This window comes from Streptomyces sulfonofaciens, assembly GCF_014656295.1.
In the GTDB taxonomy this organism is placed as follows: domain Bacteria; phylum Actinomycetota; class Actinomycetes; order Streptomycetales; family Streptomycetaceae; genus Streptomyces; species Streptomyces sulfonofaciens.
Genome location: NZ_BNCD01000002.1, coordinates 567,256 through 593,942 on the forward strand (window position 1 = coordinate 567,256; position 26,687 = coordinate 593,942).

The window sequence follows — 26,687 nt, forward strand, 5'->3', positions numbered from 1 at the left end:
GGGCCGTGCCCGCCGGCCCACACGGCCTCGCTCCCGCCGGTCCACACGGCGCAGCCCCCGGCCCCCAGGGCACCCCGGCCCGCCTCCGCCGCGGCCCCGCACGGGTTCACGAGGCGTCGTGGAAGACCAGGCCGAGGCTGTGCCGCAGCCCTTCGCGCACCGTGCTCACGCCGTGCCGCACCGCGCCGGCCGACCAGCCGCGCCGGCTCGCCACCGGGCGGTCCCGGGTGGTGAAGACGAGCCCGTGGCCCTGGACGAGGGTCCGGACGGTGCCGCGCGACTGCGCCCGCGGCCGCTGTTCCACCAGCAGGAACTCGCCGCCGGTGCAGTCGGTGCCGTGGACGTCCAGCCCGATCACCACCTGGAGTGGGAAGACCAGCTCGCCGAAGAGGTCGCGGTGCAGCGCGTTCCAGTCGCCGGGGCCGTAGCGCAGCAGGATCTGCGCCGAGCGGTCCTGGCCCGCCCCGTGGCACATCCCCAGCCAGTCGTCGAACGAGTCGGGCCAGGGTGCCGGCCGGCCGAGCCGGGTCGCCCAGTCGCGGGCCACGGGCAGCAGGTGCGGGTAGAACGCGGCACGGAGCGCGGCGACCGGCTCCGGCAGGTCGTGCGTGAAGTAGCGGTAGTGCCCGGACCCGAAGCGGTGCCGTGCCATGTCCACGGTGGTGCGGAACAGCTCCTGACGGTCGTACAGCGCGGCGAGGGCGCGGCGCTCGGCGGGGGAGAGCAACCGGGGGGTGAGGGCACAGCCGAAGGTGTCGAGTTCCTCGGCGAGCCGGGCCCAGTCGGCCCGGTCGAGCGCCTGGCGGGCGGCCTCGCCCGCGGGGGTGGTGGTCATGGGATCGCCTCTCTTCGCCTGCGAGTCTGCCCCCGCGCCTTGCGGCGCCTTGGGCGGTTTCCGGACATCGCCGTACGGCACGGACGCGCAGCCCGCGCCTGCCGCTCACGCCTGCCGCTCACACCTGCCGCGCCCGGGCGCCCACGCACGCGCGACCGCCCGCGCTGGCCATCCGCGCACCACACGCGCACCACCACACGCACGGCCGCGCCCCGGACACCCGCGCCCCGGACACCCGCGCCCCGGACACCCGCGCCCCGGACACCCGCGCACCGGACGACAGGCCGCGCCGTGACCCATCCCTATCCCGCCGGAGTCCGCCCCGCCGCTTGACACGCCCGCTCGGTGCGGGAACACTCCAAACAGCTTGGAGAGCGCTCTCCAAGTCCTGCCGGTCTCGGGTCGGCCGACGACCCGGGCCCCCGAGGCCGGTATGTCCTCGTCCGCTTGATCCCTGTGCACGGCACGGCACTTGGGACGGGTTACGGTGGTCCGATCTACGAGTTCGGCGTCCGCCACCGGGGCGTCAGGCTCCCCCTGGGATCCCTCCGGTCCGCCCCCGCCGCCGGTGAGGCCGCCGAGGCCGCCGCGGTCCACGGGTGGGAGCGGACCACGGCGGCCTCGCCGTCCGCAAGCGAGTGCCGACAGGCGAGGATGCGCGCATGACCATGACTGCCACGATGACCAAGCAGCTCGCAGCGGCCCTGGCCGCCGCGGGGGTCCCGGTGGAGCGGGTGAGGGACACCAGGGAGCTGTCAGGCAGTACGTACGACTACAACGACGTCACCGGGGTCACGCTCGACGACGGGCGGCAACTGGTGCTGAAGGTGCCACCGCACGAGAACCGGCCCGGGCTGGCGTACGAACGCGATCTGCTGCGCGCCGAGGCGATGTTCTGCCGTGCGGCCCACGAGGCGGAGGGCGCGGTGCCGGTGCCGCGCGTCGAGGCCGTGCACACCGACGCCGTGGCCGGGGCGGGCCCCTTCCTGCTGATGACCGCCCTGCCGGGCACCCGCTGGCCCGAGGCGCGGGAGCACTTCCTGGAGGGCGAGCAGGAGGCGCTCCGCCATGACCTCGGCAACCTGGTGGCGCGGCTGCACACGGTCGTCGGGGACGGCTTCGGGTACCCGTCGGGGGCCCTCGGCCCGCTCGCCGGCACCTGGCGGGAGGCCTTCTCGCGCATGGTGGACGCGGTCGTCGACGACGCCCGGAGGTTCGGCGCCCGGCTGCCGCGGCCCGCCGAGGAGATGGCCGGGGTGCTCCGGCGGGCGTATCCGGTGCTCGACGAGGTCGTGGTGCCGAGGCTGGTGCACTTCGACCTCTGGGAGGGCAACGTCCTCGTCGACGGCGGTCCGAGGGGCCCTCGCATCGGGGGTCTGGTCGACGGCGAGCGCATGTTCTGGGGGGACCCGCTGGCCGACTTCGCCTCGGGCGCACTGCTCGGCGAGATCGAGGGGGACCCCTACTTCCTGGACGGGTACAGGCAGGAGGCGGGGGGCTTCGTCGTCTTCGACGAGGCGACACGGCTGCGGATCGCCCTCTACCGCTGCTACCTGTACCTGATCATGCTCGTCGAGCAGGGGCCACGGGGGGCCTCTGCTGCCGAGCGCCGCTGGGCGCGCCGCGAGGTGGTGCCGTCGCTGACGGCAGCGATGGCGACCGTGGCGGCGCTGAGCTGACCCCTGGCGCCCCCGGTGGCCGCGGGTGGCCGCGGGAGAACGGGACCGGGCCCCGGTAGCGCAGGTCTTCTCCTGCGCTACCGGGGCCCGGTCTGCGGTGATGGCTCAGGCGGCCCGGGCGCCGCCCTCGCGGTGGCTGCGGATGATCTCCGCGTAGCGCCGACCGCTGCTCTTGACGGTGCGCTTCTGGGTCTCGTAGTCGACGTGGACGAGGCCGAAGCGCTTCTCGTAGCCGTAGGCCCACTCGAAGTTGTCCAGCAGAGACCAGGCGTAGTACCCGGCCAGCGGGGCGCCCCGGCCGACCGCGCGGGCGCAGGCGGCCAGGTGCTCCTCCAGGTAGCCGATGCGCTCGGGGTCGTGCACCGAGCCGTCCGGGCGCACCACGTCGGGGAACGAGGAGCCGTTCTCGGTGATGTAGATGCTGCGCGGGCCGTACTCCTCGGTGAGCCGCATCAGCAGTGCCTCGATGCCGCCCGCGTCGATCTCCCAGTCCATGCCGGTGCGCGGCACCCCGGGACGCGGCACCTGCCGGGCGAACGGGTAGGGGCCTTCGGGGTCGTCGGCGACCACGGCGGGGAAGTAGTAGTTGAGGCCCAGCCAGTCCAGCGGCTGCGCGATGGTCTCCAGGTCCCCGGCACGCTCGGGCAGGTCCACCCCGTACACCTCGCGCATGTCGGCGGGGAAGCCGCGGCCGTGCACCGGGTCGAGCCACCAGCGGTTGATGTGCCCGTCGGCGCGCTGCGCGGCGGCCACGTCGGCCTCCGAGTCGCTGGCGGGCGCGATGGTGGAGAGGTTGTTCACGATGCCCACCGCGGCGCCCGGGGCGGCGGCGCGGATGGCCTGCGCGGCGAGGCCGTGGCCCAGCAGCAGGTGGTACGAGGCCTGCACGGCGGCCTTGATGTCGGTCAGGCCCGGCGCCATTCGGCCTTCCAGGTGGCCGATCCAGGCGGAGCAGAGCGGTTCGTTGAGCGTCGCCCACTGGTGCACCCGGTCGCCGAGGCGTTCGGCGGCCGCCGACGCGTAGGCGGCGAAGTGCTCGGCGGTCTCCCTGGCGGGCCAGCCGCCGCGGTCCTGGAGCACCTGGGGCAGGTCCCAGTGGTACAGCGTGACGTTCGGGGTGATGCCCGCCTCGAGGAGGGCGTCCACGAGGCGGTCGTAGAACGCGAGGCCCGCCTCGTTCACCGGCCCGTCGCCGCCCGGCACGATCCGCGGCCAGGCGAGCGAGAGCCGGTAGGCGCCGGCGCCCAGCTCCTTCATCAGGGCGATGTCCTCGGGCCAGCGGTGGTAGTGGTCACAGGCGACGTCGCCGTGGTCACCTCCCGCGACCTTGCCGGGGGTGTGGGAGAAGGTGTCCCAGATGGACGGGGAGCGGCCGTCCTCGGCCACGGCTCCCTCGATCTGGTACGCCGACGTGGCCACCCCCCAGACGAAGTCCTTGGGAAGGGCGGCGAGGTCGATGGGCTCGGGCACAGAGGTCCTTTCGGGGTCGGTCACTTGACGGCTCCGGCGGTGAGACCGGCGACCAGATAGCGCTGGAGCAGGAGGAATCCGGCGACCACCGGAACGCTGACGACCAGTGAGGCGGCCATGACCTGGTTCCAGTAGACGTCGTTCTGGGTTGCGTAGCCCTGGAGGCCGACGGCGAGCGTGCGGGTCGTGTCGTTGGTCATGACGGAGGCGAAGAGCACCTCGCCCCAGGCGGTCATGAAGGCGTAGACGGCGACCGCGACGATGCCGGGGATGGCGGCGGGCACGATGATGCGGAAGAGCGCGCCGAGCGGCCCGCAGCCGTCGACCAGGGCCGCCTCGTCCAGGGACTGCGGCACCGAGTCGAAGTATCCGATCAGCATCCAGATGGAGAACGGCAGGGAGAAGGTCAGATAGGTGAGGATGAGCCCGCCGCGCGAACCGAACAGCGCGATCCCGGTGGCGTTGCCGATGTTCACGTAGATCAGGAACAGCGGCAGCAGGAACAGGATGCCGGGGAACATCTGGGTCGACAGCACGGTGACGGTGAAGACCCGCTTGCCGCGGAACCGGTAGCGGCTGACCGCGTACGCGGCGAAGACCGCGACGGCCACCGAGCAGACCGTCGCGACCCCCGCCACGATCAGCGAGTTCACGAAGTACCTGGCCAGCGGCACGGTCGACCAGATGTCGATGTAGGGACGGATCGTCAGGCCGCTGGGCAGCCAGTGGAACGCCCCGGAGACGTCCTGGAGCGGCTTCAGGGAGCTGCTGACCATGACGTAGACCGGTACCAGCACGAACACGGTCAGCAGCGTCAGGAAGATCCGCCGGGACCAGACGAACGAGGGCGGCGGGGCGGTGGGGGAGCGATGGTCCGCGGCCTTCGCGGCCTGGACGGTGCTAGCCATCGGCGGGCTTCCTTCCGCGGGAGGTCAGCACCAGGTACACGGCCGTCACCAGGAGCAGGAACAGCAGCAGCAGGACCGACATGGCGGAGCCGGTGCCGAAGTTCCAGGTGACGAACGACGACTGGTAGATGTGGATCGAGATCAGGTCCGCGGCCTCCGGTGCCGACTTCCCGAACAGCACGTACGGCGTGTTGAAGTCGTTGAACGTCCACAGGAAGAGCACCAGGACGAGCACCTGGTTGACCGGGCGCAGCGAGGGCAGGGTGATGCGGCGGATCTGCTGCCAGATGCCGGCGCCGTCGATGGCCGCGGCCTCGTACAGCTCCCGCGGGATGTTCTGCAGCCCGGCCATGATGATGAGGAAGGCGAACGGCCAGCCCTTCCACACCGAGACCGTCAGCAGCGCGACGAAGCTGTTGTCGCCGATCAGCCAGAACGTCTGGCCGTCGGTCAGCCCGAGCTGGTCGCCGAGGACGTGGTTCACCAGGCCGTTGTCCCGCTGGAACATGAAGGCCCAGGTGATCACGGCGGCGTAGACGGGCAGTGCGTACGGCGTCAGGAAGACGGCCCGCAGCAGCCCGCGGCCCTTGAAGTTCTCCTGCATGTACACAGCAGCCACGGTGCCGATCAGCCAGCACAGGCCGACCGAGAGCACCGTGAAGGCGCAGGTGACGAAGAAGGAGTGGAGCAGGGCCTGCCCGATGGGCGCGTCGAAGTCGATCGACACGCGGTAGTTGTCGAGTCCCGACCAGGGCGCCGTGCCCCAGTCGCGGATGAAGAACTGGGTCAGCTCCTTGAAGCTCATGACGATGCCGATGACCATCGGCACGAGATGGACCAGCAGTTCGAGGAGCAGCGCGGGGAGCAGGAGCAGGTAGGGCAGGCTGATGCGGCGCAGCCGCCCGGGCAGGCGGGGCCTCTTCGGCCTCGCCTGCCCGGAGTCGGCCCGCCCGCCGCCGTCGTGCGGCGGCGCCTGCCGGTCGGCGGTGGTGGTGGCGGTCATCGCAGGGCTCAGCTCTTCGGCATCTGCTGCTGGGCCTTGGTGAGCGCCGCCTTGACCGACTCCGTGGTCACCTGGCGGCCCGCGGCCACATCCGCGAACAGGCCCTTGATCGCCGTGCCCACCGAGGTCTCGTACTGCGACTCGTTGGGCACCTGCGGCAGCGGGGCGGCGCTGGTCAGCAGGGTGTTCTTCAGCACGGTCGCCTCCGGCCTGGAGAAGAACGGATCGCTCAGCGCGGCCTTGACCGGCGGAATGTTCGCGTACGCCTTGCAGAGCACCTTCTGCTCCTCGGTGCTGGTCATGAACTTCACGAAGTCCGTGGCACCGTTGAGGTTCTTGGTGTTCTTGAAGACGGCGATGTTGATGCCGGCGACCATCGAGTTGATCTGCTTGCCCGCGCCGGGGGCACCGGAGGCCACCGGGACGGGTGCGACGCCCCAGTCGCTGTCCTTCATGCCGTGCGCCTTGAAGGTGGTGGAGGCGTTCTGCCAGAGGACCATCGCCGTCTTGTTCTTGGCGAAGTCCTCCAGGGACTGGTTCTGCGAGTACTCGGCGTTGCCGGGCGCGATGATCTTGTCCTTGGCCATGAAGTCCACGTACTGCTTCACACCCGCCACGGCACCGGGCGAGGTGAACGTGGGGTTGCCCTTGGCGTCGAAGAAGTCAGCGCCGTGCTGCTTGGCGAGGACGAAGGTCTGGTGGATGTTCTCGACCGGGTTCGACCCCTCGGCGCCCAGCGCCCACTTGCCGTCCTTCGAGATCTTCTTGCCGTCGGCCACCAGCTCGTCCCAGGTGGCCGGCGGCTTGGAGATCCCGGCGTCCTTGAACATCTGCTTGTTGTAGTAGAGCGCGAACCCCATGGAGTACAGGGGCACCGCGGCCGGGTCCTTGCCCGGCGCGCCCGTCGAGGCCACCGCGGACGCCGCGAAGCGGTCCTTGCCGCCGATCTTGCCGTACTGCTCGGCGTCCCACGGCAGCAGCGCGCCGGTGGCCTGCAGCGAGGAGGACCAGGTGTTGCCTATGTTCAGCACGTCCGGGCCCTGTCCGGACGTGGCGGCGGCCAGGATCCGGTTGAGCAGATCCGACCACGGGACGACTTCGAGCTTGACCTTGATGCCGGTCTGCTTCTCGAACTTCTTCAGCTCGGGCGTCAGGATCTTCTTGTCCGCCTCGACGCTGGGGCCCTGGTTGGACGCCCAGTAGGTGAGCGTCTTCGGGGAGTCGTTGCTCCCCCCGCCGGAGCTGGTGCCGCCCCCGCAGGCGGTCGCTGTGGCGGACAGAGCGGTGACCGTGGCGATGACTGCGGCGGCTCGAAGTCTGAGCATGTCGGATACGCCCCTTTCCGGGGAGTCCTGAGTGTGGGTGCGTGTGCGAAACAAAAATGTCAGGGCTTAATTTAGGACGTGAGTTAAATCCTGAGAGAAGGTCGCGTCAAGTGGTGTGCAGGGGTATCTTGCGGGAAGGGAAGGAGCCACATGGCAGAGCGCAACAGACGGACCGTGCGTGACCTGCGGCGGGGCAATCGAGCGGCCGTATTGCAACGGTTGTATTTCGACGGCCCGATGAGCCGCCAGGCCCTCGGCCCGGCCACGGGGTTGAGTTCGGGTTCCGTCAGCAACGTCGTCGCCGAACTCACCGCGGACGGGCTGCTGGAGGAGGCCGGAGTCGTGGAATCCGATGGCGGGCGGCCGCGCACGTTGCTGCGGGTCGCGCCCGCCAGTGGGTACCTCATCGGCGTCGACGTGGGGGAGACCCGGGTGCGGGTGGAGGCGTTCGACGTCGCGCTCGAGGAGCTGGCCCGCACCGAGCGGCTCCTCACCCACGAGGGCTACGACGTCGACCTGATCGTCCGTCATATCAGGGACGGGATCGCCGAGGTGATGGCCGAGGCCGCCATCGACCCGGCCGGCCTGATCGGCGTCGGCGTCGGGGTGCCCGGCATCGTCGACCGCACCGCCCCGCGCGGCGCCGTGGTGCACGGCCAGACCATCGGCTGGGACGCGGTGCCGATGGAGCCGCTGCTGCGCGACGCGGTGGACCTGCCCGAGGACACGGCCTGGTACATCGACAACGGCGCCAAGGCGCTCGGCCAGGCCGAGATGTGGTTCGGCGGCGGCCGGGGAGCCCGGGACGCCGCCATCGTGCTGTTCGGCTCCGGTGTCGGCGCGTGCATCGTCACCGACGGGGCCATCTCCTCCTCGCCCGGCCGGCCCGGCGGCAGCCCCGGGGAGTGGGGGCACCTGACGGTCAGCGTCCGCGGGCGCCGGTGCCGGTGCGGGGCGCTCGGCTGCCTTGAGGCGTACGCCGGGTCGGAGGCGCTGCTCCAGCGCTGGCAGGAGGCCGGCGGCCGGCTCCCGGAGGGCGCCGACGAGGAGACCGGCGTGACCGCGCTGCTGGCCGCGGCGCAGCCGGCGCAGGGCAGGGCACCCGACCCCGTGGCGGTCGCCGTGCTCGACGAGACCGCCGAGTACCTGGGTGCCGGCATCTCCGACCTGATCAACCTCTTCGGCCCCGAGCGCGTCCTCATCGGCGGCTGGGCGGGCCTCCAGCTCGGCCCCTACATGCTCCCGGCGGTGCGCACCTACGCCGACGGCTACTCCCTGCGCCATCCCGCCGCCCGCGTCACCATCGAGCTCGGCAGGCTCGGGCCCGACGCGGTCACCGTGGGCGCAGCGACACTCCCGCTCGCCGACTTCTTCGCCCGCGGCGGCCGGCGCGCGGAACCGGCCCGTGAGCAGGGGCAGGGGGAGGCGGCTCCCGACTGGCAGGCGGTGCTGGAGAACCGGGTGCCGCGCTGAGCCTTCTCCCTGACGTTCCCTCTGCGGTGCACGGCGCGGGTGAAGGGGCGGGGACGACGCCGAACCGGATGACGGCCTCTCGGCTCTGCGCACCCCTCTCCGGCAGGGCACCGCTCTCGATCACACGGAGCGGGAGAGCTGTTCGCGCACCCACGCGGGGTCGGGGTTGGTGTGCGGCCGGCCCGCCACGACGACCGTCGGCACGGTCTCGTTGCCGTCGTTGGCCGCCCTCACCACCGCGGCGGCGGCCGGGTCACGCCAGATGTCGACCCAGTGCAGCCGGTGGGCGCCACGACCCAACCGGAAGCGCAGCCGGAGGCAGTACAGGCAGCCCGGCCGCCAGAAGACGACCGGCCGTCCGTCGACCGCGCTGCGGCGTTGTGCCTCCAGCGCACCGATCGACCTGGGGAAGACCAGGGGCGAGTGCACGCCTGCGAGAAGCACGAACACCAGCAGAACCACCACGGCTCTGCCAGGGGCCCCGCTGAGGAACAGCCCGGCTGCACCGAGCGAGCCGGACAGCACCAGCAGAACCGGCAGGTTCCAAGCGCGCGTCATGAGGACGAAGGCTACCGATGGGCCGAAAGGGGTCTCGGACCAGGCCGCTGATTCGGGCCTGCGCCGGGTCGCCTCGGCGGTCCTCGTCCGGTCAGGTGCTCCGGCCAGGGTGCACGTGATCGCGACGAAGGCCGTGGGGGTGGTGGTCTGCCGCCCGAGCTGTCGCGGGCAAGGCGCCACGCTTCTTCCGGGACGAGTCGCAGGGGTGTCCGACCGTGGGCGGGCGAGGGGCTGTCCGGGCCGGCGGAAGCGGCGCCCACCACCCGCACCGCCACGGCCGACCACGGCAAGGCCGTCACGCGGCACACACCCGGTTCGGGCTCGCCCGTCCCCTGCCCCGGACCTGCGGCAGCCGTGGGAGATGCCCGGGCCGCTGAGCCCCCCCGTCCCCCAGCCCTCGGGCCCCGGCCTCCGGCCCCGCGCCGCTCACGCCGACTCGCGGACCACCAGCTCCGGTTCGAAGATGACCGAGGCCACGCCGCCGTCCGGGTCGTCACGGTGCTCCATGCGCCGCTGGAGCAGCCGGGCCATCTCCGCCGCCATGTCCTCCACCGGCTGGCGCACCGTGGTCAGCGGCGGTACGCAGGCGGCGGCCGCGCTGCTGTCGTCGAAGCCGACCACCGCGACGTCCTCGGGCACGCGCCGGCCCTGCTCGCGCAGCACCCGGCAGGCACCCTGGGCCATCAGGTCGTTGGCCGCGAACACCCCGTCGAGGCCGGGGTGCTCGGCGAGCAGGCGGGCCATCGCCTCCTCACCGCTGTCCCGGGTGAAGCCGCCCTCGGCGACCGGCACGTAGCCGTGCCCGTGCCGCGCCATCGCATCCCGGAAACCGGCCAGCCGGTCCTGGCCCGCGACCACGTCAAGCGGTCCCGTGATGGTGGCGATCCGGCGGCAGCCGCGGGCCAGCAGGTGCTCGGCGGCCAGCCGCGCGCCGTCCCGGTGGGCCAGGTCGACATAGCTGATCGGCACCGGCCGCGCCGGGCGTGCGAACAGCACCGCGGGCAGCCCGGCGTCGGCGAGCACCGTCGGCAGCGGGTCGTCCGCGTGGGTCGAGACCACCAGGGCGCCGTCCGCGCTGCCCTGCCGCAGAAACGCCACCACCTGGTCGCGCGCCGCGCCGGTCTCCGCGAACATCAGCACCGGATGCATCGCGCGCGGCCGCAGATAGCCGATGACGCCGCTGGTCACCCGGCCGAAGAACGGGTCGGAGAACACCCGGGAGGCGAACGCGGCCTGCTCCTCGGGGGACTCGCCGCCCGCGCCGGACACCACCAGCGCGATGGTCTCCGCGCGGCGGGTCACCAGGGAGCGGGCGGCACGGTTGGGGGTGTACCCCGTGGCGGCCACCGCCGCGCGCACCGCCTCCTGGATCGCCGGGTCGACATTGCGGATGCCGTTGACGACCCGGGAGACCGTGGCGCGGGACACCCCGGCCACCCGTGCCACGTCCTCCAGCGTGGGCGGCCCGGCCGTGACTCCCTGCGGCTTGCTGCTCATATCCGCACTGTACCCGAACGGAGAGCGCTCTCCTGTGCGGTCGGGCCACCTGACGTGCGCCGTCCACCGCCGCCCTCAGCCGTGGTGTCGCCCTTGCGCCGTGGCGTTTTCCTCAGCCGTGGCGTCGACCCTGTGCCTCGGGGCCCTGCCACGACCGTGGCGCCGAGCCGCGGCGCCAGGTCCGTCCCGCCGCCTCCGCAGGTGCGCCCGGCGCCTTCGCCGGGGTGCCGCCCCCGCCCGGCCGTGCGGAGGCGGCGCCCCTGCGATCGCGTGCGGTACCTCTCCGGTGCGGGGCGGGCCTCACCGCACCGGCTTCACAGCGGCAGGGCGCACACCGCGGACGGCTGGGCGAAGGGCGGGCCCGCGCTCCGCAGTTCGCCGGTGGCCTTGTCGAGGTGGAAGACGGTGACGGTGCCGGAGTGCTGGTTGGAGGCGAACAGCAGGCTCTCGTCGGGCGAGAGGGCGAGGTGCCGCGGGAACGTGCCGCCGACCGGCACGGTGTCCAGCAGTTGCAGCGCGGCCCCCTGCGATCCGACGGCGTACCGTGCGACGGTGTCGTCGCCGCGGTTGGAGAGGAACACGAAGGCACCGTCCGACGTGGCCAGGATCTCGGCCGGGGCGTTGGAGTCGGAGTCGGCGCCCGTCGACTGCGGCTCACCCGGGGTCAGCGCTCCGGTGGCCCGGTCGTAGCCGCACACCACGACCGCGTTCGCCAGCTCGCAGGCCACGTAGGCGAACCCGCCACCGGGGTGGAAGGCGAGGTGGCGGGGCCCGGAGCCGGACGGGAAGGCGGCCACCGAGACCGGGGTGAGCGTGCCCGCGCTCTCGTCCAGCGTGTAGGTGTACACGGAGTCGGTGCCGAGGTCGACGGCGAGCACGAAGGCCCCGTCGGGGCTGGTGAGGATCTGGTGGGCGTGGGGGCCGCCCTGCGGTCCCGGCGGCGGGCTGTCGTGGGTGACGAGGTCGGTGTACGCGCCGAGCGACCCGTCGGCGGCGATCGGGTGGACGGCCACGCTGCCCGAGTTGTAGTTGGCGCTCAGCAGCCAGGCGCCGCTCGGGTGCACCGACAGGTGGCAGGGGCCGTCGCCGCCGGTGCTCCGGGTGCCCAGCACCTTGGCGGTGCCGCCGGCGAGCGAGATGGCCGTCACCCCGCCGTCGGACTGCTCGTCGACGGCGAAGAGGGTGTCTCCGGACGGGTGCAGCGCCAGGAACGACGGGTTGCTGACGCCGTCCACGGTGCCCTGCGCGGTGATCTCGCCGCTCGCCGGATCATAGGCGGCGACACCCACCCCGGACCCGTAGGTGCCGAGGTAGAGGGTGCGCCCGGCGCGGGGGGCCGCACCGGTGGCGAGGGCGGCGGAGGCGGGGGCGGTGGCGAAGGCCGCTCCCGCGGCGAGCGCACCGAGGAAGCGTCGTCGGCTTGTTCTGGTCATGCGCGGTTACCTCGTGTGTGTGGGGGGATGCGGACGTGGTCTCTCGCGTGGATCGTCCGCCGTGAGTGGATCGTCCGCCGTGCGTCGGGGTCGGGGTCGGGGTCGGGGTCGCGAGTCGTGGAGCGTGGAGCGTGGGGCGGGGCACCACAGTGTCCTGGTGTGCGCTCGGCCGCAAGGCCCCCTCGGGTTCCGGCCGGGACGAGCGGCCACCGGCCGCCCGGGTCCAGCCGCCCGAATCCGGCCGCCCGGGTCCGGTCGGCCGGGTCCGGGCGGCCGGACCCGCCGGGGGACGCGGCCCGCACCGGGCGGGAGCGGGCCGGCGCCCACCGGGGCCGGCGGTATCAGGGCAGCAGTTCGACCGTCAGCGGACGGAACGTGATCCGCGTCCTGGCGCCGTCCGCCGCCCAGCGTGCCTCGAAGCCGTCCGCCGTCACACTCACCTCCGTCAGCGTCCGGGGCAGCGGCTCGGGGTCCTCCTCCGCGGTCAGCGTGGCAAGGGCCGCGTACACCCCGCTGCCGCCCGCGTCGTCGGCGGTCAGGCGCGGGACGAGCGCCCAGCGGGTGAAGGCGGTGCCCTGCGGCGCGCGTACCTCGTCCGCGCTGTCCCAGCCGTGCACCGGGTGCAGCGCGGACGTCACCGGCTCCTCGGGCCCGGTGGCCCAGCCGGTCTGCCGCAGCCGCGCCCCGTCGGGCGCGCCGGCCACCCGGTGCACCCGCAGCTCGTAACGGCCGCGCACCACCGTGACGCTCTCCACCCGCAGCCCCGGCACCATCGGCGCGCCCTGCGGGAAGACGGGCCGGTGCCAGGACGCCGCCCAGCCCCACCCGTCCCCCTGCCCCGCACCCAGCGGCCGGATCCGGCGGCGGGCGCTCTGCACTCCGCCGACCTCGACGCAGAGGTGGTTGTCCGCGGTGTTCACGGCGGAGGTGGGCCCCGAGCGGGTCGAGTATGCCTGCCGGTCGTAGAGCGGATCGTCCTCGACGCCTGCCTCGCCCTCGTGCGGGCGGACGTGGTCGCAGCCGTGGTTGTGGAGCCGGACGATGCCGTCCGCCCGGGTGCTGTGCACCAGCAGTCCGGGACCGGGCAGCGCGACCACCCGGTCGGGGCCCTCGCTCGGCGCGGGTTCCTCGGTGTCGGTCCACAGCGGGTGGTCGCCCGGCGCCAGCAGCGAGACGAACGCCTTCGACGCCCAGTACGGCGAGGCCGGCCCCGAATACGGCTGGAGCGTGGCCTCGTGCGGCCCGTGCCAGCCAAGGCTCAGCAGTCCTTCGCGGCCGCTCGCCCCCCGGTCCAGGAAGTACCTCAGCGCCCCGCTGACGATGCGCCGCGACGCGCCGGGCGACAGCGGGGTGTGCCCGGTGACCGCGCCCAGCGCCACCGCCGCGCCGGCGGCGAACCGGTAGGTCAGCGAGCGGCCGAAGTGCAGCGGGGCGCCGTCACCGCCGAAGAACAGCCCGAAGCTCTCCAGGTGTGCGCGCAGCCGTGCGCCGTAGCGCTCCGAGCGGGCCGCGTCGCCGTCCAGGTGGGCGTCGAGCACCGGATACAGGTGCAGCGCCCAGCCGTTGTAGTGGTCGAAGGCGCGGCCGTCGCCGTCCGAGTACCAGCCCTCGCCGAGGTACCAGGAGTCCAGCAGTTCGAGCGCCCTCTCACGGGCCCGGGCCGTCTCCGCGTCGCCGCGGCCGACCGACTCCAGGAAGCCGGCGACCGTGAAGGGGAAGAGGTACCAGTTGTTCGGTGCCGGGGTGTGCCGCAGCGCGCCGCGCAGCCACTCCTCGGCGCGGTCCTGCACCCCAGGCTCCAGCCGGTCCCACAGCCAGGGCCTGGTCAGGCGCAGCCCGAGGGCCACGGAGGCGGACTCCACCATGGGCTGGCCCTGCACATGGTGGTCGAGGACGAGGGGCCACGACTCGGCATCGTCGCGGCCCGGGGTACGGGTGCCCGCCGCGAGGCCCGCCGCGTACCGCTCCAGCCAGCCGAACGGGTCCTTCCCGCCGGCGCCCGCGACCCGGAAGCCGGCGGCCAGGAAGGTGCGCGCGTACCCTTCGAGGCCGTCCGAGCGCACCCCGGAGCGGGACGGCCGGCCCGGCAGGTCGAGCAGCGCGCTGCCCGGTGTGGCCCAGCGCCAGGCGGCACGCAGCAGGCTGTCCGCGGCGGCCTCCCAGTGCACCCGGGTGTATCCGGTGTACGGGCTCGGCTGCCGTTCGTCGCCGGGGAGTTCAAGGGGGGAGCTCATGCCAGGAATGCCAGCCTTTCGCGTCGCACGGGATGGGCGAAGCCGTCGCCCGCGGCCCAGCGCTTCACCTCACCGATGGCGAGGTCCGCCAAACGCCGCCACTCGTTGCCCTGCGAGCCGGCCAGGTGCGGCGTGATCAGCGCGTTGCCGCAGTCCCACAGGGGATGGTCGGGCGGGGGCACCTCGGGGTCGGTGACGTCGAGCACGGCACGGATGCTGCCCTGCCGCAGGACGTCGGTGAGGGCGTCCTGGTCGACGACCGCGCCGCGTGCCGTGTTGATGAGCACCGCGTCCGTGCGCATCGACGTGAGCAGGTCGCGACTGACGAGTCCCCGGGTGGCGGGCAGCAGGGGCGTGTGCACGCTGACGATGTCGCTGCCGGTGAACAGCTCGGGCAGGCCCACCGGGCGGGTGCCGAGCGCGCGGGCCTCCTCGTCGGTGACGTACGGGTCGTGCAGCAGCACGTGCAGGTCGTAGGGGCGCAGCAGTTCGATGACGCGGCGGCCGATCAGCGAGGCCGAGAGGATGCCCACCGTGCGGTGGTAGTTGCCGACGGAGGCGGGGACGTGCAGCGGCTCGTCGCGCCGGCGTGCCAGCCGGTAGGCGGCGGCCCGCTCCAGCACCCGCTTGCCCGCGAGCAGGATCATGGCGACGGTGTACTCGGCCACCGGCAGTGCGTTGGCCGCGGCGGCGGACGACACCTCGATGCCGCGCTCCCAGCACGCCTCGGTGACATGGCCGCGCACGGTGCCCGCGGTGTGCACCACCGCACGCAGCCGGGGCGCAGATGCCAGCACGGCCGCGTCCAGCGGCGGGCAGCCCCAGCCGGTGACGAGGAGCTCGACGTCCGCGAGCACCCCGCGGGCGCGGTCGGTGCCGAAGTCGTCGAGGACGGGCGGCGGGGCGAGGTCGCACACCGCGCCGAGCGCCTTGAGGGCGGGCGGGGCGAGCACGGCCGACGCCGCGTCCGGCCCCATGGCCACGGCGGCGCGCGGACGGGGACGATCGCTGGGTGCGACGGGCATTCTTCTCCTTTGCGTACGGCCCGGGCCCGGTGGCGGCGGTCCGGCCTATTTCACGGCCCCGGCGGTCAGGCCGGAACGCCAGAAGCGCTGCAGCAGGGCGAAGGCGACGATCAGCGGGAGCACCGCGAGCAGCGATCCCGTGATGACCACGGGGTAGTAGTCGGGTGTCACGGATGCCTGGCTGTTCCAGGTGAAGAGGCCGAGGCTCACCGGGTACAGATGCTGGTCGGAGAGCATCACCAAGGGCAGGAAGAAGTTGTTCCAGATGCCGGTGAGCTGGAAGAGGAAGATGGTGACGACCCCGGGTACCAGCATCCGCAGGGACACCTTCGCATACGTCGCCAGCTCACCCGCGCCGTCCACCCGCGCCGCCTCCAGCACCTCGTCGGGAACGTACCCCTGGCTGAAGATACGCCCCAGGTAGACACCGAACGGGTTGAACAGGACGGGGACGAAGACCGCCCAGAAGGTGTTGACCACGCCGGTACCGGACGCCATCAGGTACAGCGGCAGCGCCAGCACCGTCTGGGGGACCATCACCGCGGCCAGCACCAGGCCGAACAGCTTCTCCTTGTGCCGGAAGCGGTACTTGTCGAAGGCGTAGCCGCAGGCCACGCTGATCAGTGCGCCGAGCGCGGCACCCAGCACGGCGTACAGCAGGCTGTTGACGTACCACCGTCCGTAGAGCCCGCCGTCCGTCGCGAACAGCGCACGCACGTTGGAGAACAGCGCGAAGTCGCGGAACGACAGCAGGTCGCTGCTGAACAGGGCGTCACTGCCCTTGGTGGCGGCCAGCACCAGCCACAGCACGGGCAGCAGCGTGTAGAGCACGGACACCGCCACGACCACGTTGACGGTGGAGCGGCCCAGAAGCCGTGGGCGCAGCGCCGCGGAGGCCCCCGCCGGCCCGTCCACCCTGACACCCCTGACACCCCTGACGTCCCGGGCCCTGCCCATGCTCATACCGCCGCCTCCTGCTGCTCGTCGGGGACGCTCCGGGCGTCGAGCCGGCCGGTCCAGCGCGTGACCCCGTAGGACAGCGCGATGGTGCACACCAGCAGGACCACCGAGGCCGCGGACGCCAGGCCGTAGTTGTTGCGGTTGAACGCGGCGTCGTAGATGTACATGCTGGGCGAGAAGCGCGAGCTGATCATCGGTGTGGACTGGCTGAGCAGCATCGGCTCGGTGAAAAGCTGGAGCGCGAAGATCAGGGTGAACATCGCCACCATCACGATCGACGCCCGGATCAGCGGCGTCTTGACCTGGAGCGCGGTGCGCACCGGGCCCGCGCCGTCCACCACCGCGGCCTCCACCACCTCACGGGGCACGGCCTGCAGCGCGGCGTAGAACACCACCATGTTGTAGCCGAGGTTGCTCCACAGGGCGATGTTCACGATCGACGGTACGACGGTGTGGATGCCGAGGAAGTCCACGGTGACCCCGGCCCTGCCGAGCAGGTCGATCACCGGTGACAGCCCCGGTGTGTACAGGTACAGCCAGATGATGGCGGCGATGATGCCCGGCACCGCGTGCGGCAGGAACAGCCCGAGCTGCGCCCAGGCCCGCAGCCGCACCACCCCGGAGTCCAGCAGCAGTGCGAGGACCAGCGCGCACAGCACCATCAGCGGGATGTAGAGGAGGCAGTACAGGGCCACGACGCCGAGGCCCGAGAGGAAGGTGGGGTCGGTGAGCACGGCCGCATAGCTGCGCAGGCCGACGAAGACGGTGCGCTCGGGGCCGAAGCCGAGGCCGGGCTCGTCGGAGCCGAAGAAGCTGAGCCACACGGCGGTCGCGACGGGGATGAGGAAGACCGTCACGAGGAGGACGAAGAACGGCGTCATCAGGACGCCGCAGGCACCGAGCGCACGGCGCCGGGCGGTGCGCCGGGCGCCGCGCGGCGCGGGCACCGCGGCGGGTGCCCGGCCCTCGCCGGCGGCGGGCCAGGGAGCGGTCGTGGTCATGGAGGTGTCACCTGCCTCTTCGCTGCTGTGGTCACTGCGGTGCCCGGCGCCGGTGGCCGCGGGTGCCGGGCCGGCCGGCTCCGGCGTCATGTGCTGTGCTGCGTGGTGGCGAGCCCGAGCGCCCTGAGGTCGGGCATGGTGCCCCGCTGCGCGGCGCGCACCGCGCCGATGACGGACTGCCGGCCGCCGCTCATCCGCGCGAAGCCGTCCTGCATCACCGTGACGGTGGGCCGCATCCGGGGCCCCCACCGCCAGTTGGGGCCGATCTTGCGCGCCTCCTCGTCGAAGAGCCGGTAGATGTCCTGGCCGCCGTAGTACGAGCGGTCGAACGCCTTCCTGCCCACCTGTACCAGACCGGGGGCGGCCGGGTACTGGCTGCTGGCGCCGCTGGACAGCCTGGCCCGCAGCGATGCCGGGTCGCAGACCTGCCACGCGATGAACTCCATCGCGGCCTCCGGGTGCCGGCAGTCCTTGGTGACGGCGAAGGTGGAACCGCCCTGGGTGCTCACCACCGGCCGGTCCGGGTCCCACTGCGGCAGACCCGCGATGCGCCAGTCGCCCTTCTGCGCCGGCCGGGCGTTCATCTGCGCCCCGGCGTCCCACGCGCCGGAGAACCGGGCCAGCAGCAGGCCCCTGCCGATCTGCGCGTCGTTCAGCTTGCCCGTCCCGGGATTGGCGAAGACCAGGTCCTCGTCGACCAGCCGCTGCCAGTACGCGGCGACCCGGCGGGTGGGCTCGTCGGCGAGGGAGATGTTCCAGGCCCCGTCGCGGATGTCGTACCACTGGGCGCCGGCCTGCCAGGCGAAGGCCGCGAACGTCTCGGCACCGTCCGTGGGGAAGACGGCCAGGCGCCGCTCCGGTGCCCTCCTCCGCACGGTGCGCGCCGCCTGCTCGAACTCGTCCCAGGTCCGCGGCACCTCGATGCCGAACCGGTCGAAGAGGTCCTTGCGGTAGTGCATCACCATGGGCTCGACGTCCAGCGGCACGCTGTAGATCCGCTTCTTGAACGTCGTCAGGCCCAGCGACTGCGGCAGCAGTTTCCTGCGCAGCCCGCCGTCCACCAGCGGGGTGATGTCGCGGGCCACTCCGTCGATGGCGAACTCGGGCACCTCGGGGTACTCGATGGTGGCCACGTCGGGGGAGTTGCCGGCCCGGGCGGCGTTGCTGAGCTTGAGGTAGCCGCCCTGGGTCCCCGACGGGATCTGCTCGAAGTCGACCTGGATGCGCTCGTGGGTGCGGTTGAACTCGTCCACCACCTGCTGGCTGCCGCGCAGCGCCGACCAGAAGGTGAGCCGGGTGACCCCTTTCGAGCCGCCCGAGGAGGACCCGCCGCTCCCGCAGGCGCTCACGGCGCCCGCCAGCGGCAGCGCGGTGAGCGCCGTCAGCACGGACCTGCGGCTGCTGCCCGGCCGCTGCCGCGCCTCCTGCGACGGCGGGGGGCCCGCGTCCGGCGCGGGCGGTGCCGGTGGTGCGGCCTCTGCAGGCGGTGCAGGCAGTCGACTGGGCATGGCGGCCTCCCGCGGCTCCGGTGTGAGACACGGGCATCCTGATCGGCTGACCAGACCGGGTCAATAGACCGATCAGAAGAAACTCGAAGCGGTCAAACGCTCAGTCAGCGACCGGTGCGGCCAGGGCGCGGACGGAGCCGCGCAGCTTCAACTCGGGCAGCAGCTCGATCCTGCGCACCGGCCCGGGCACGGCGCCCTCAGGCAGACCGAGCCGCCGCAGCAGCAGCTCCGCCGCGGCCCGTCCGATCTCCGTCTTCGGCGGCGCCACCGCCGTCAGCGGCGTGCTGCCCAGGGCCGCCACCCCATCGTCGTAGGCCACCACCGAGCAGTCCCGCGGCACCCGCACCCCGCGCTCCGTCAGCCGCTGCACCAGGATCAGCGCGTCCACGTCGCCGTGCAGCACCGCGGCCGTCGCACCCCGCTCGCGCAGCACCGCCGCGAGGTCCAGCGGCCCTGCCGCCGAGCCGTCCCCGGCCGGCACGCCGGGAGCCGCCTCCGGCGAGCTCAGCACCACCGACCAGTCGTCCACCTCCGGCCGGGCCGCGGCGATCCCGGCGAACGCCGCGCGGATGGCACGGGCCGTCGGGCTGTCGTCCCGCGCGGCCAGCACGATCCGGCGGTGGCCGAGCGACACCAGGTGGTCGATCGCCAGATGGATGCCGTACCAGTGGTCGGAGCAGACCGAGTCGAGCGCGTGCAGGGCGCTGCCGGGGCGCGGCCTGCGCTCCATCAGGACGATGGGCACGTCCACGGCGGCCAGCCAGCCGTAGTCAGCCTCCTCCGTGGCGGCGCTGCGCCACCGGGGCGCGACGATCAGGCCGCGGGCGCCGCCGGCCAGCGCGCGTTCCACCAGGGGGCGCTCGGCGCCGGCCGCGGGCGGCGTGATGTGCAGGGCGATCCGCAGGCCGGCGGCCTCCAGGGCGGTGCGGGCGCCGTGCAGGGCCTCGTAGAGGTAGGAGTGGCGCTCGGGGACGACCACTCCCACCGCGCCGCCGTCCGCGGGCGGGTCCTGGGCCACCGGCGCCTGGGCGCGCACCGCCGCCGTCGAACGGGCCACCCCGTGACCGCGCGTCAGCTTGCCGGCACGCTCCAGCTCCTCCACGTCGCGGCGCACCGTGACCACCGATACGCCCAGCTCCTGGGCGAGTTCCACGACCCTGGCCGTGCCGCGCGAGTCCACCGCGGCGAGGATCCGCCTGCGCCGGGCACCGACCGTGTCCCGCATGGTGACCGCCCCTCGCCCTGCCCCGATGGATGTTCGTTTGAACGCTTTCCGTGGCAGCATAACGATCGGGCCGACGCGGCTGTCCAGCCGGGTTCAGGACGATCGTGCCGCCGGGCCGCCCCGCCCTCGCGCTCAGGAGGAGGCGCGCACGATCAGTTCGGTGGGCAGGACGAGGTGCCGGCGGGGCGCGTCCGGATCGGCGATCTCCTCCAGCAGCACCCGGGCGATGGTCTCGCCGATCTCCTCCACGGGCTGCCGCACGCTGGTCAGCGGCGGGTTGGTGTGCCGCGCGATGATCGAGTCTTCGAATCCGACCACCGCGACGTCCTCCGGGACCCGCCTGCCCTGCCGCCTCAGCTCCAGCAGGGCCCCGGCCGCCATCACGTCGGACGCCGCGAACACCGCGTCCAGGCCGGGGGCGTCGGCGAGCAGGCGGGCCATCGCCCGCTCTCCGCCCTCCTCGGTGAAGTCGGAGACCGCCACCAGGCCGTCCGGCTCCCGTCCGGCCCCGGTCAGAGCCTCCCGCCAGCCGCCCAGCCGCCCCCGGCCGACGTCCATGTCCTGGGGGCCCGCGATCGTCGCGATCGTCCTGCGCCCGCGTGCCATCAGGTGCCGTACGGCCGCCGCCGCGCCCCCGGCGTTGTCGGAGTGCACATGGCTGAGCGACTCGCAGGACGAGCGGCGCCCGGCCAGCACGGTGGGCAGTCCCATCTCCTCCAGCAGCCCGGGCAGCGGGTCGTCCGCGTGCACCGACACCAGCAGCACCCCGTCCACCCGGCGCGTCGCGACCGTGTCGGTGAGCTGGTCAAGTTCGCCCTGGTCGCGCACCAGCACCAGTTGGAGCTGGGTCCTGGTGGCGGCGAGACCGGTGCTGACGCCCCGGATGACCGCGGAGAAGTACGGCTCCGAGCCCAGCCGGCTCTCCGACTCCGGGATGACCAGCGCGATGGAGTCCGTCCGGCTGGTGACCAGGCCACGGGCCACGGAGTTCGGCACGTACTTCAGCTCGGCGATCGCGGCGAGGACCGCCGCGCGTGCCTTGTCGCTGACCAGATCCGAGCCATTGATCACGCGGGACACCGTGGTGCGCCCGACGCCCGCGCGCGCGGCCACGGTCTTGATGGTCGGACGCTGCCTGCCCCCCATGGCTCCTCCCTTGCCTCCGCGCGGGTCCGGCCGCCCGTCACCGGCGCATTCTGCCAGAAATGCACGGCCTTTCCCGGCTCTTGCGGACGACGTTCCGCAGGCGTCGTCCGCAACAAGTGCCGTCATGTCCTTGACACGGTCAGCGTCCGCCGGTCACGCTTCGGGCACCTTTGGGAACGTTCCCACCGTACATCCGCGCACTGGTGGGAACGTACCCACCGCAGGATTCGAGCCAGGGACACGACCGGTCGACCCGGTCGGCCCGGCCGGGGCTGCGGTGCGTCAGGGCCGCCGCTAGGAGGACGAATGGGAACTGCCCGCAGGACGTTGCGCAACAGGATCATCGCCACCGTGGCGGCCGCGGCCGCCCTGGGGCTCGTCGCGGGATGCGGCGGCAGCAGCTCCGGCACGGGGGGAGGCAAGAAGGACGGCAAGACCGTGATCACCATGGGACTGTTCGGGGTGATGGGGTTCAAGGAGACCGGGCTCCTGGAGCGGTACATGAAGGAGCACCCGGACGTCCAGATCAAGACCGACGTGGCCGGTGACGAGCAGACGTACTACACCGCGCTGCAGACCCACCTGGCCGCCGGCAGCGGCCTGAAGGACATCCAGGGCATCGAGATAGGCCGGGCCAAGGAACTCGTCGACACCCAGGCGGACAAGTTCGTCGACCTCGCCAAGGTGCCGGGCACCGACCACTTCCTGCCGTGGAAGCAGGGCCAGGTCACCACCGGGGACGGCAAGGTGATCGGTCTCGGCACGGACATCGGCCCGCTGGCCGTCTGCTACCGCAAGGACCTCTTCAAGGCGGCGGGACTGCCCACCGACCGCGACGAGGTCGGCAAGCTGTGGGCCGGCGACTGGAAGAAGTACGTGGACGTCGGCAAGGACTTCAAAGCCCACAACAAGGACCCCAAGGTCGCCTACGTGGACAGCGCCAGCGCCCTGTTCAACGCGATGGTCTACGGCAACCCCGAGCAGTTCTACAACGAGAAGGGCGACCTGATCTACAAGACCAGTCCCGCGGTCAGGGCGGCCTGGAACCTCTCCACCCAGGCCGCGACCACCGGGCTGACCGCCAAGCTGCGGCAGTTCCAGCCCGGCTGGGACCCGGGCCTTGCCAACAGCACCTTCGCGACGACGGTCTGCCCGGCCTGGATGCTCGCCCACATCACCGAGAAGGCGGGCCCCGCCAACTCCGGCAAGTGGGACGTCGCCAAGGCGCCCAGGAACGCCAACTGGGGCGGTTCCTTCCTGGGGGTGACCGAGGCGAGCCCGGTCAAGGAGGAGGCCAAGAAGCTGGTCGCCTGGCTCACGGCCCCCGCGCAGCAGGAGTTCCTCTTCAAGAAGCTCGGCAACTTCCCCTCCTCGCAGAAGGCGCTCGCCTCGCCCGCGGTGCAGGACGCCACGTCCGACTACTTCTCCGGCGCACCGATCGGCCGGATCTTCTCCGAGGCCGCCCGGCAGATCCCCGACCACCAGGTGCTGGGCCGCAAGGACGGCACCATCAAGGACATCTTCGGACAGGGCCTGCAGCAGGTCGAGTCGCAGCACACCGCTCCCGACAAGGCCTGGGCCGACACCGACGAACGCATCCAGAAGGCCGTCGGCTGACGCCGTGCCGCGCACGGCACCCGGTGACCGCGCACCAGACGGTCACCGGGCCGCGCCCGTTCGGGCGCGGCACCGCACGCACGGAACCACAGCGCCCCTCACGTAAGGACTCCTCCGGTGGCCACTTCCACCCCCCTGCCCCCGCCGGGCGCCACCGCACCGCCCGGCCGCCGCGCGCGGCGCAGCACCCTCCTGCACCGCCTCGACCTGCGCGCGGCCCCCTACGCCTTCATCGCCCCGTTCTTCGTCGTCTTCGCGGCCTTCAGCTTCTACCCGCTGATCTACACCTGCTGGATCTCCCTGCACCACGTGGAGCTGTCCACGCTGAACCTGATGGAGTGGGTGGGCTTCGACAACTACACCGCGCTCTGGAACGACGACCGCTTCTGGAACGCACTGCGCAACACGTTCACCATCGGGGTGATCTCGACCGTCCCGCAACTGCTGATGGCGCTCGGGCTCGCGCACCTGCTCAACTACCGGCTGCGCGGCTCCGCGTTCTTCCGGGTGGCCGCGCTGACGCCCTACGCGACGTCCGTGGGAGCCGCCGCGCTCGTCTTCACCATGCTCTTCGAACGCGACTTCGGGATGATCAACTGGTTTCTGAGCCTGTTCGGCGTCGACCACATCGACTGGGAGAGCAACAAGTGGGCGGCGCAGTCCGCCATCTCCTCGATCGTGATCTGGCGCTGGACCGGCTACAACGCGCTGCTGTACCTGGCGGCCATGCAGGCCATCCCGCTCGAACGGTACGAGGCGGCGGCCATCGACGGTGCCTCGCGGTGGCAGCAGTTCCTCAAGGTCACCATCCCCGGCATCCGTTCCACGATCGTCTTCACCATCGTGCTCTCAACGATCGGCGCCACCCAGCTCTTCGGCGAGCCGCTGATCTTCGGCCAGGGCCCCAACGGCATCACCGGCGGCGCGGACAACCAGTACCAGACGCTCGGCCTGCTGCTGTACGAGGAGGGCTGGAAGAACTACCAGATGGGTCGGGCCGCCACCGTCGCCTGGGCGATGTTCCTGCTGCTCATCCTCCTCTTCCTCGTCCAGCGCGTCCTCAGGCGCCTTCTCTCCCGCACGTCCTGAAGGAGCACCCGCGATGACCACCGACAGCCTCAGGGCCCGGCCGGGCACCCGGACCCGCACCCCGGACCGCCCCGCCGGACGCCCGCGGCTCCTGCCACGGCCACGCGCCGGACGCCAGCACCACGCGGGACCGGTCACCTACGTCCTGCTCGCCCTGGCCGCGCTCGTCTCGCTCTTCCCGCTCTACTGGACGATGGTGGCCGCCTCCAGCGACAACACCCGGATCACCCAGACCCCGCCGCCGTTCCTGCCCGGCCCGCACCTGCTCGACAACCTCGGCAAGGCGTGGCAGGACGCCGCGCTCGGCAAGGCGATGGCGAACAGCCTGATCGTGGCCGGCACCATCGCGCTGTCGACGGTGCTCTTCGCGACCCTGGCCGGCTTCGCCTTCGCCAAGCTGCGCTTCAGGGGCCGCAACATCCTGCTGATGCTGGTGATCGGCACGATGCTGGTGCCGCCGCAGCTCGGTGTCGTCCCGCTGTTCATGATGATGACCCAGCTCGGCTGGAGCCAGCAGTTGCCCTCCGTCATCTTCCCCACGCTGGTCAGCGCGGTCGGCGTGTTCTTCATGCGCCAGTACCTGGCCGAGGCGCTGCCGGACGAGCTGGTGGAGGCCGGCCGGGTGGACGGCGCCCACTCGCTGCGGATCTTCTGGAGCATCGTGCTGCCCGTGGCGCGGCCCGCGATGGCCGTACTGTTCATGATCACTTTCGTGCACGCCTGGAACGACTTCTTCTGGCCCTACATCGCGCTCGACATGGAGAACCCGACCGTGCCGGTGGCGCTCACCAAGCTCAGCGAGGGCTACATCCGCGACGACTCGCTGATCATGGCGGGGGCCCTGCTCGGCACGCTGCCGCTGCTCGCGATGTTCCTCGTCTTCGGGCGGCAGATCGTCGGCGGCATCATGCAGGGCGCCGTCAAGGGGTGAGGGCGCACGGTGGGCCCCGGCCGCCGCCCCGCGCGGGCGCGCAGGACCGAGCCACCTCCCCCGGCTCCCGCCCCCGCGCCGCCACGGGCCGCCCCCGAGCGGGCCGCCCCCGAACCACCGATCCACCCTCCGTCCACCCGACGGACCCACGCTCCCGGAAGGACCCTCGTGGCCACAGCAACCCACCGCCCCGCAGCCGACCCGGACACCACCGCCGTTCGCACCTTCCCGGAGGGATTCACCTGGGGCACGGCGACCGCCGCCTACCAGATCGAGGGGGCCGCGGCCGTGGACGGGCGCACCCCCTCCATCTGGGACACCTACTGCCGCACACCCGGCAAGGTGCGCAACGGCGACACCGGCGACATCGCCACGGACCACTACCACCGCTGGCGCGAGGACGTCGACCTGCTGGCGGGACTGGGCGTAGGCGCCTACCGCTTCTCGCTGTCCTGGCCCCGCATCCAGCCGACCGGCCGCGGGCCCGCCGTCCCGAAGGGGCTCGACTTCTACCGGCGGCTGGCCGACGCGCTCCTGGAGAAGGGCATCGAACCGGTCGTCACCCTGTACCACTGGGACCTCCCGCAGGAACTGGAGGACGCGGGCGGCTGGCCCGAGCGCGCCACCGCCGACCGGTTCGCCGAGTACGCGGGCCTGGCCGCCGAGGCGCTGGGCGACCGGGTGCGGACCTGGACCACCCTCAACGAACCCTGGTGCAGCGCCTTCCTCGGCTACGGCTCGGGGGTGCACGCGCCCGGCCGCACCGACCAGGTGGCCGCCCTGCGCGCCGCACACCACCTCAACCTGGCGCACGGCAAGGCCGTCCAGGCACTGCGGTCCGTCCTGTCGCCGGCCGCACGGCTGTCCGTCACCCTCAACATCCACCAGGTCCGCGCCCGCAGCGAGGACGCCGCCGACCTGGACGCGGCACGCCGCATCGACGCGGTGGCCAACCGCGTCTTCACCGGACCGATGCTGAACGGTGCGTACCCGGCCGACCTGTTCGAGGACACCGCCCGGCTGACCGACTGGTCCTTCGTGCACGACGGCGACACCGCACTGGCCCGCCAGCCGCTGGACTTCCTCGGGGTCAACTACTACTCGCCGACCCTGGTCTCGGCCGCCCGGGGCGAGGGCACCCACACCTTCGACGGGCACGGCAGGAGCGCACACAGCCCCTGGCCGGGCGCGGAGCGGGTCGCCTTCCACCAGCCGCCGGGCGACACCAGGACCGCCATGGGCTGGACGGTGGACCCGAGCGGCCTGTACGACCTGCTGCGCAGGCTCGGCGCCGACTTCCCGGGCCTGCCCCTGGTGATCACCGAGAACGGCGCCGCCTTCGACGACTACGTCGACCCCAACGGCGAGGTGCACGACCCGGACCGCATCGCCTACCTCCAGGGCCACCTGGCGGCGGTGCACCGGGCCATCGAGGCGGGCGTGGACGTGCGGGGCTACTTCCTGTGGTCGCTGCTGGACAACTTCGAGTGGGGGCACGGCTACAGCAAGCGGTTCGGCGCCGTGTACGTGGACTACCCGACCGGCACGCGCACCCCGAAGTCCAGCGCACGCTGGTACGGGCAGGTCGCCCGCACCGGCGCCCTCCCGGCGGGCAGCGCGGCGCACTCCGTCCGGTGAGCGGGTGACCGGCCCCCGGCCGGTGAACGGGTGACGGGCGGCCCCGGCCGGCACCACCCGCCGCCGGCCGGGGCCGCACCGGGCGCGATGATGGAGACACCGTCGATCATCACGCCACGGAAAGGCCGCCCT

Annotated in this window: 21 protein-coding genes; 6 read left to right on the forward strand and 15 right to left on the reverse strand. The window is 72.6% G+C overall.

Features of this window, described 5'->3' with window-relative positions:
- Window positions 1–106 precede the first annotated feature (106 nt).
- Window positions 107–835 carry a 2OG-Fe(II) oxygenase gene (locus IE313_RS05400; protein ID WP_189929724.1) on the reverse strand — a complete coding sequence of 243 codons (729 nt, stop codon included), beginning with the start codon at window positions 833–835 and terminating at the stop codon, window positions 107–109.
- Window positions 836–1,497: 662 nt separating this feature from the next.
- On the opposite strand from IE313_RS05400, the gene IE313_RS05405 reads away from it, so the two are divergent.
- Window positions 1,498–2,514, forward strand: coding sequence for a phosphotransferase family protein (locus IE313_RS05405; RefSeq protein ID WP_229924390.1), 1,017 nt, complete (start codon window positions 1,498–1,500; stop codon window positions 2,512–2,514).
- A gap of 105 nt (window positions 2,515–2,619) precedes the next feature.
- Here the strand turns inward: IE313_RS05405 and IE313_RS05410 are convergent, their stop codons facing one another.
- The 4 genes from IE313_RS05410 to IE313_RS05425 are packed head-to-tail and all read right to left on the reverse strand — an operon-like array spanning window position 2,620 to window position 7,220.
- The gene (locus IE313_RS05410) at window positions 2,620–3,984 is read right to left on the reverse strand and encodes a GH1 family beta-glucosidase (protein ID WP_189929725.1); all 1,365 of its coding nucleotides are present in this window, start codon (window positions 3,982–3,984) and stop codon (window positions 2,620–2,622) included.
- 20 nt (window positions 3,985–4,004) lie between these two features.
- Window positions 4,005–4,892 carry a carbohydrate ABC transporter permease gene (locus IE313_RS05415; protein ID WP_189929726.1) on the reverse strand — a complete coding sequence of 296 codons (888 nt, stop codon included), beginning with the start codon at window positions 4,890–4,892 and terminating at the stop codon, window positions 4,005–4,007.
- The gene (locus IE313_RS05420; protein WP_189929727.1) at window positions 4,885–5,895 is read right to left on the reverse strand and encodes a carbohydrate ABC transporter permease; all 1,011 of its coding nucleotides are present in this window, start codon (window positions 5,893–5,895) and stop codon (window positions 4,885–4,887) included. Before IE313_RS05420 ends, IE313_RS05415 begins: the two co-directional genes overlap by 8 nt.
- 8 nt (window positions 5,896–5,903) lie before the next feature.
- Window positions 5,904–7,220: an ABC transporter substrate-binding protein gene (locus IE313_RS05425; RefSeq protein ID WP_189929728.1), complete on the reverse strand. Its 1,317-nt coding sequence runs from the start codon at window positions 7,218–7,220 to the stop codon at window positions 5,904–5,906.
- Between the two features lie 150 nt (window positions 7,221–7,370).
- On the opposite strand from IE313_RS05425, the gene IE313_RS05430 reads away from it, so the two are divergent.
- Complete coding sequence (locus tag IE313_RS05430; RefSeq protein ID WP_189929729.1) at window positions 7,371–8,693, forward strand: ROK family transcriptional regulator; 1,323 nt, start codon at window positions 7,371–7,373, stop codon at window positions 8,691–8,693.
- A 120-nt stretch (window positions 8,694–8,813) separates the two neighbouring features.
- On the opposite strand, the gene IE313_RS05435 is transcribed toward IE313_RS05430, so the two are convergent.
- From IE313_RS05435 to IE313_RS05480, 10 genes are all read right to left on the reverse strand, one after another.
- Window positions 8,814–9,251, reverse strand: coding sequence for a glutaredoxin domain-containing protein (locus IE313_RS05435; RefSeq protein ID WP_189929730.1), 438 nt, complete (start codon window positions 9,249–9,251; stop codon window positions 8,814–8,816).
- Between the two features lie 426 nt (window positions 9,252–9,677).
- Complete coding sequence (locus IE313_RS05440) at window positions 9,678–10,748, reverse strand: LacI family DNA-binding transcriptional regulator (RefSeq protein ID WP_189929731.1); 1,071 nt, start codon at window positions 10,746–10,748, stop codon at window positions 9,678–9,680.
- 314 nt (window positions 10,749–11,062) lie between these two features.
- Window positions 11,063–12,181 carry a lactonase family protein gene (locus IE313_RS05445; RefSeq protein WP_189929732.1) on the reverse strand — a complete coding sequence of 373 codons (1,119 nt, stop codon included), beginning with the start codon at window positions 12,179–12,181 and terminating at the stop codon, window positions 11,063–11,065.
- A 341-nt stretch (window positions 12,182–12,522) separates the two neighbouring features.
- Complete coding sequence (locus tag IE313_RS05450) at window positions 12,523–14,415, reverse strand: DUF2264 domain-containing protein (protein WP_189929733.1); 1,893 nt, start codon at window positions 14,413–14,415, stop codon at window positions 12,523–12,525.
- Entirely contained in the window at window positions 14,412–15,440 is a 1,029-nt protein-coding gene (locus tag IE313_RS05455) for a hydroxyacid dehydrogenase (protein ID WP_189929734.1), read from the reverse strand. Before IE313_RS05455 ends, IE313_RS05450 begins: the two co-directional genes overlap by 4 nt.
- Before the next feature lie 45 nt (window positions 15,441–15,485).
- On the reverse strand, window positions 15,486–16,397 hold the full coding sequence (locus IE313_RS05460; RefSeq protein WP_189929847.1) for a carbohydrate ABC transporter permease: 912 nt from the start codon (window positions 16,395–16,397) through the stop codon (window positions 15,486–15,488).
- 2 nt (window positions 16,398–16,399) lie between these two features.
- Window positions 16,400–17,401 (reverse strand): carbohydrate ABC transporter permease, encoded by a 1,002-nt coding sequence (locus tag IE313_RS05465; protein WP_189929735.1) that lies wholly within the window; start codon window positions 17,399–17,401, stop codon window positions 16,400–16,402.
- A gap of 86 nt (window positions 17,402–17,487) precedes the next feature.
- Complete coding sequence (locus IE313_RS05470; RefSeq protein WP_229924412.1) at window positions 17,488–18,789, reverse strand: ABC transporter substrate-binding protein; 1,302 nt, start codon at window positions 18,787–18,789, stop codon at window positions 17,488–17,490.
- A gap of 220 nt (window positions 18,790–19,009) precedes the next feature.
- Window positions 19,010–20,134 (reverse strand): substrate-binding domain-containing protein, encoded by a 1,125-nt coding sequence (locus tag IE313_RS05475; protein ID WP_189929737.1) that lies wholly within the window; start codon window positions 20,132–20,134, stop codon window positions 19,010–19,012.
- Window positions 20,135–20,266: 132 nt separating this feature from the next.
- Window positions 20,267–21,280 carry a LacI family DNA-binding transcriptional regulator gene (locus tag IE313_RS05480; RefSeq protein WP_189929738.1) on the reverse strand — a complete coding sequence of 338 codons (1,014 nt, stop codon included), beginning with the start codon at window positions 21,278–21,280 and terminating at the stop codon, window positions 20,267–20,269.
- Between the two features lie 306 nt (window positions 21,281–21,586).
- Here IE313_RS05480 and IE313_RS05485 point away from each other — a divergent pair, with 306 nt between their 5' ends.
- The 4 genes from IE313_RS05485 (at window position 21,587) to IE313_RS05500 (ending at window position 26,555) form a co-directional block, all read left to right on the forward strand.
- Window positions 21,587–22,897 carry an ABC transporter substrate-binding protein gene (locus tag IE313_RS05485; protein ID WP_189929739.1) on the forward strand — a complete coding sequence of 437 codons (1,311 nt, stop codon included), beginning with the start codon at window positions 21,587–21,589 and terminating at the stop codon, window positions 22,895–22,897.
- 117 nt (window positions 22,898–23,014) lie between these two features.
- A complete protein-coding gene (locus IE313_RS05490; protein WP_189929740.1) occupies window positions 23,015–23,986 on the forward strand; it encodes a carbohydrate ABC transporter permease in 972 nt (323 codons plus the stop codon).
- Window positions 23,987–23,999: 13 nt separating this feature from the next.
- Window positions 24,000–24,917, forward strand: a complete 918-nt coding sequence (locus IE313_RS05495; RefSeq protein WP_189929741.1) for a carbohydrate ABC transporter permease — start codon at window positions 24,000–24,002, stop codon at window positions 24,915–24,917.
- Window positions 24,918–25,085: 168 nt separating this feature from the next.
- Window positions 25,086–26,555, forward strand: coding sequence for a GH1 family beta-glucosidase (locus tag IE313_RS05500; RefSeq protein ID WP_189929742.1), 1,470 nt, complete (start codon window positions 25,086–25,088; stop codon window positions 26,553–26,555).
- The last annotated feature ends 132 nt before the right edge of the window (window positions 26,556–26,687 follow it).

Bases quoted from the DNA above. Each gene is read 5' to 3' on its own strand.
- IE313_RS05400 (WP_189929724.1), bottom strand. From the start codon at position 835: ATGACCACCACCCCCGCGGGCGAGGCCGCCCGCCAGGCGCTCGACCGG.
- IE313_RS05405 (WP_229924390.1), top strand. From the start codon at position 1,498: ATGACCATGACTGCCACGATGACCAAGCAGCTCGCAGCGGCCCTGGCC.
- IE313_RS05415 (WP_189929726.1), bottom strand. From the start codon at position 4,892: ATGGCTAGCACCGTCCAGGCCGCGAAGGCCGCGGACCATCGCTCCCCC.
- IE313_RS05420 (WP_189929727.1), bottom strand. From the start codon at position 5,895: ATGACCGCCACCACCACCGCCGACCGGCAGGCGCCGCCGCACGACGGC.
- IE313_RS05425 (WP_189929728.1), bottom strand. From the start codon at position 7,220: ATGCTCAGACTTCGAGCCGCCGCAGTCATCGCCACGGTCACCGCTCTG.
- IE313_RS05430 (WP_189929729.1), top strand. From the start codon at position 7,371: ATGGCAGAGCGCAACAGACGGACCGTGCGTGACCTGCGGCGGGGCAAT.
- IE313_RS05435 (WP_189929730.1), bottom strand. From the start codon at position 9,251: ATGACGCGCGCTTGGAACCTGCCGGTTCTGCTGGTGCTGTCCGGCTCG.
- IE313_RS05440 (WP_189929731.1), bottom strand. From the start codon at position 10,748: ATGAGCAGCAAGCCGCAGGGAGTCACGGCCGGGCCGCCCACGCTGGAG.
- IE313_RS05445 (WP_189929732.1), bottom strand. From the start codon at position 12,181: ATGACCAGAACAAGCCGACGACGCTTCCTCGGTGCGCTCGCCGCGGGA.
- IE313_RS05450 (WP_189929733.1), bottom strand. From the start codon at position 14,415: ATGAGCTCCCCCCTTGAACTCCCCGGCGACGAACGGCAGCCGAGCCCG.
- IE313_RS05455 (WP_189929734.1), bottom strand. From the start codon at position 15,440: ATGCCCGTCGCACCCAGCGATCGTCCCCGTCCGCGCGCCGCCGTGGCC.
- IE313_RS05460 (WP_189929847.1), bottom strand. From the start codon at position 16,397: ATGGGCAGGGCCCGGGACGTCAGGGGTGTCAGGGGTGTCAGGGTGGAC.
- IE313_RS05465 (WP_189929735.1), bottom strand. From the start codon at position 17,401: ATGACCACGACCGCTCCCTGGCCCGCCGCCGGCGAGGGCCGGGCACCC.
- IE313_RS05475 (WP_189929737.1), bottom strand. From the start codon at position 20,134: ATGCGGGACACGGTCGGTGCCCGGCGCAGGCGGATCCTCGCCGCGGTG.
- IE313_RS05480 (WP_189929738.1), bottom strand. From the start codon at position 21,280: ATGGGGGGCAGGCAGCGTCCGACCATCAAGACCGTGGCCGCGCGCGCG.
- IE313_RS05485 (WP_189929739.1), top strand. From the start codon at position 21,587: ATGGGAACTGCCCGCAGGACGTTGCGCAACAGGATCATCGCCACCGTG.
- IE313_RS05495 (WP_189929741.1), top strand. From the start codon at position 24,000: ATGACCACCGACAGCCTCAGGGCCCGGCCGGGCACCCGGACCCGCACC.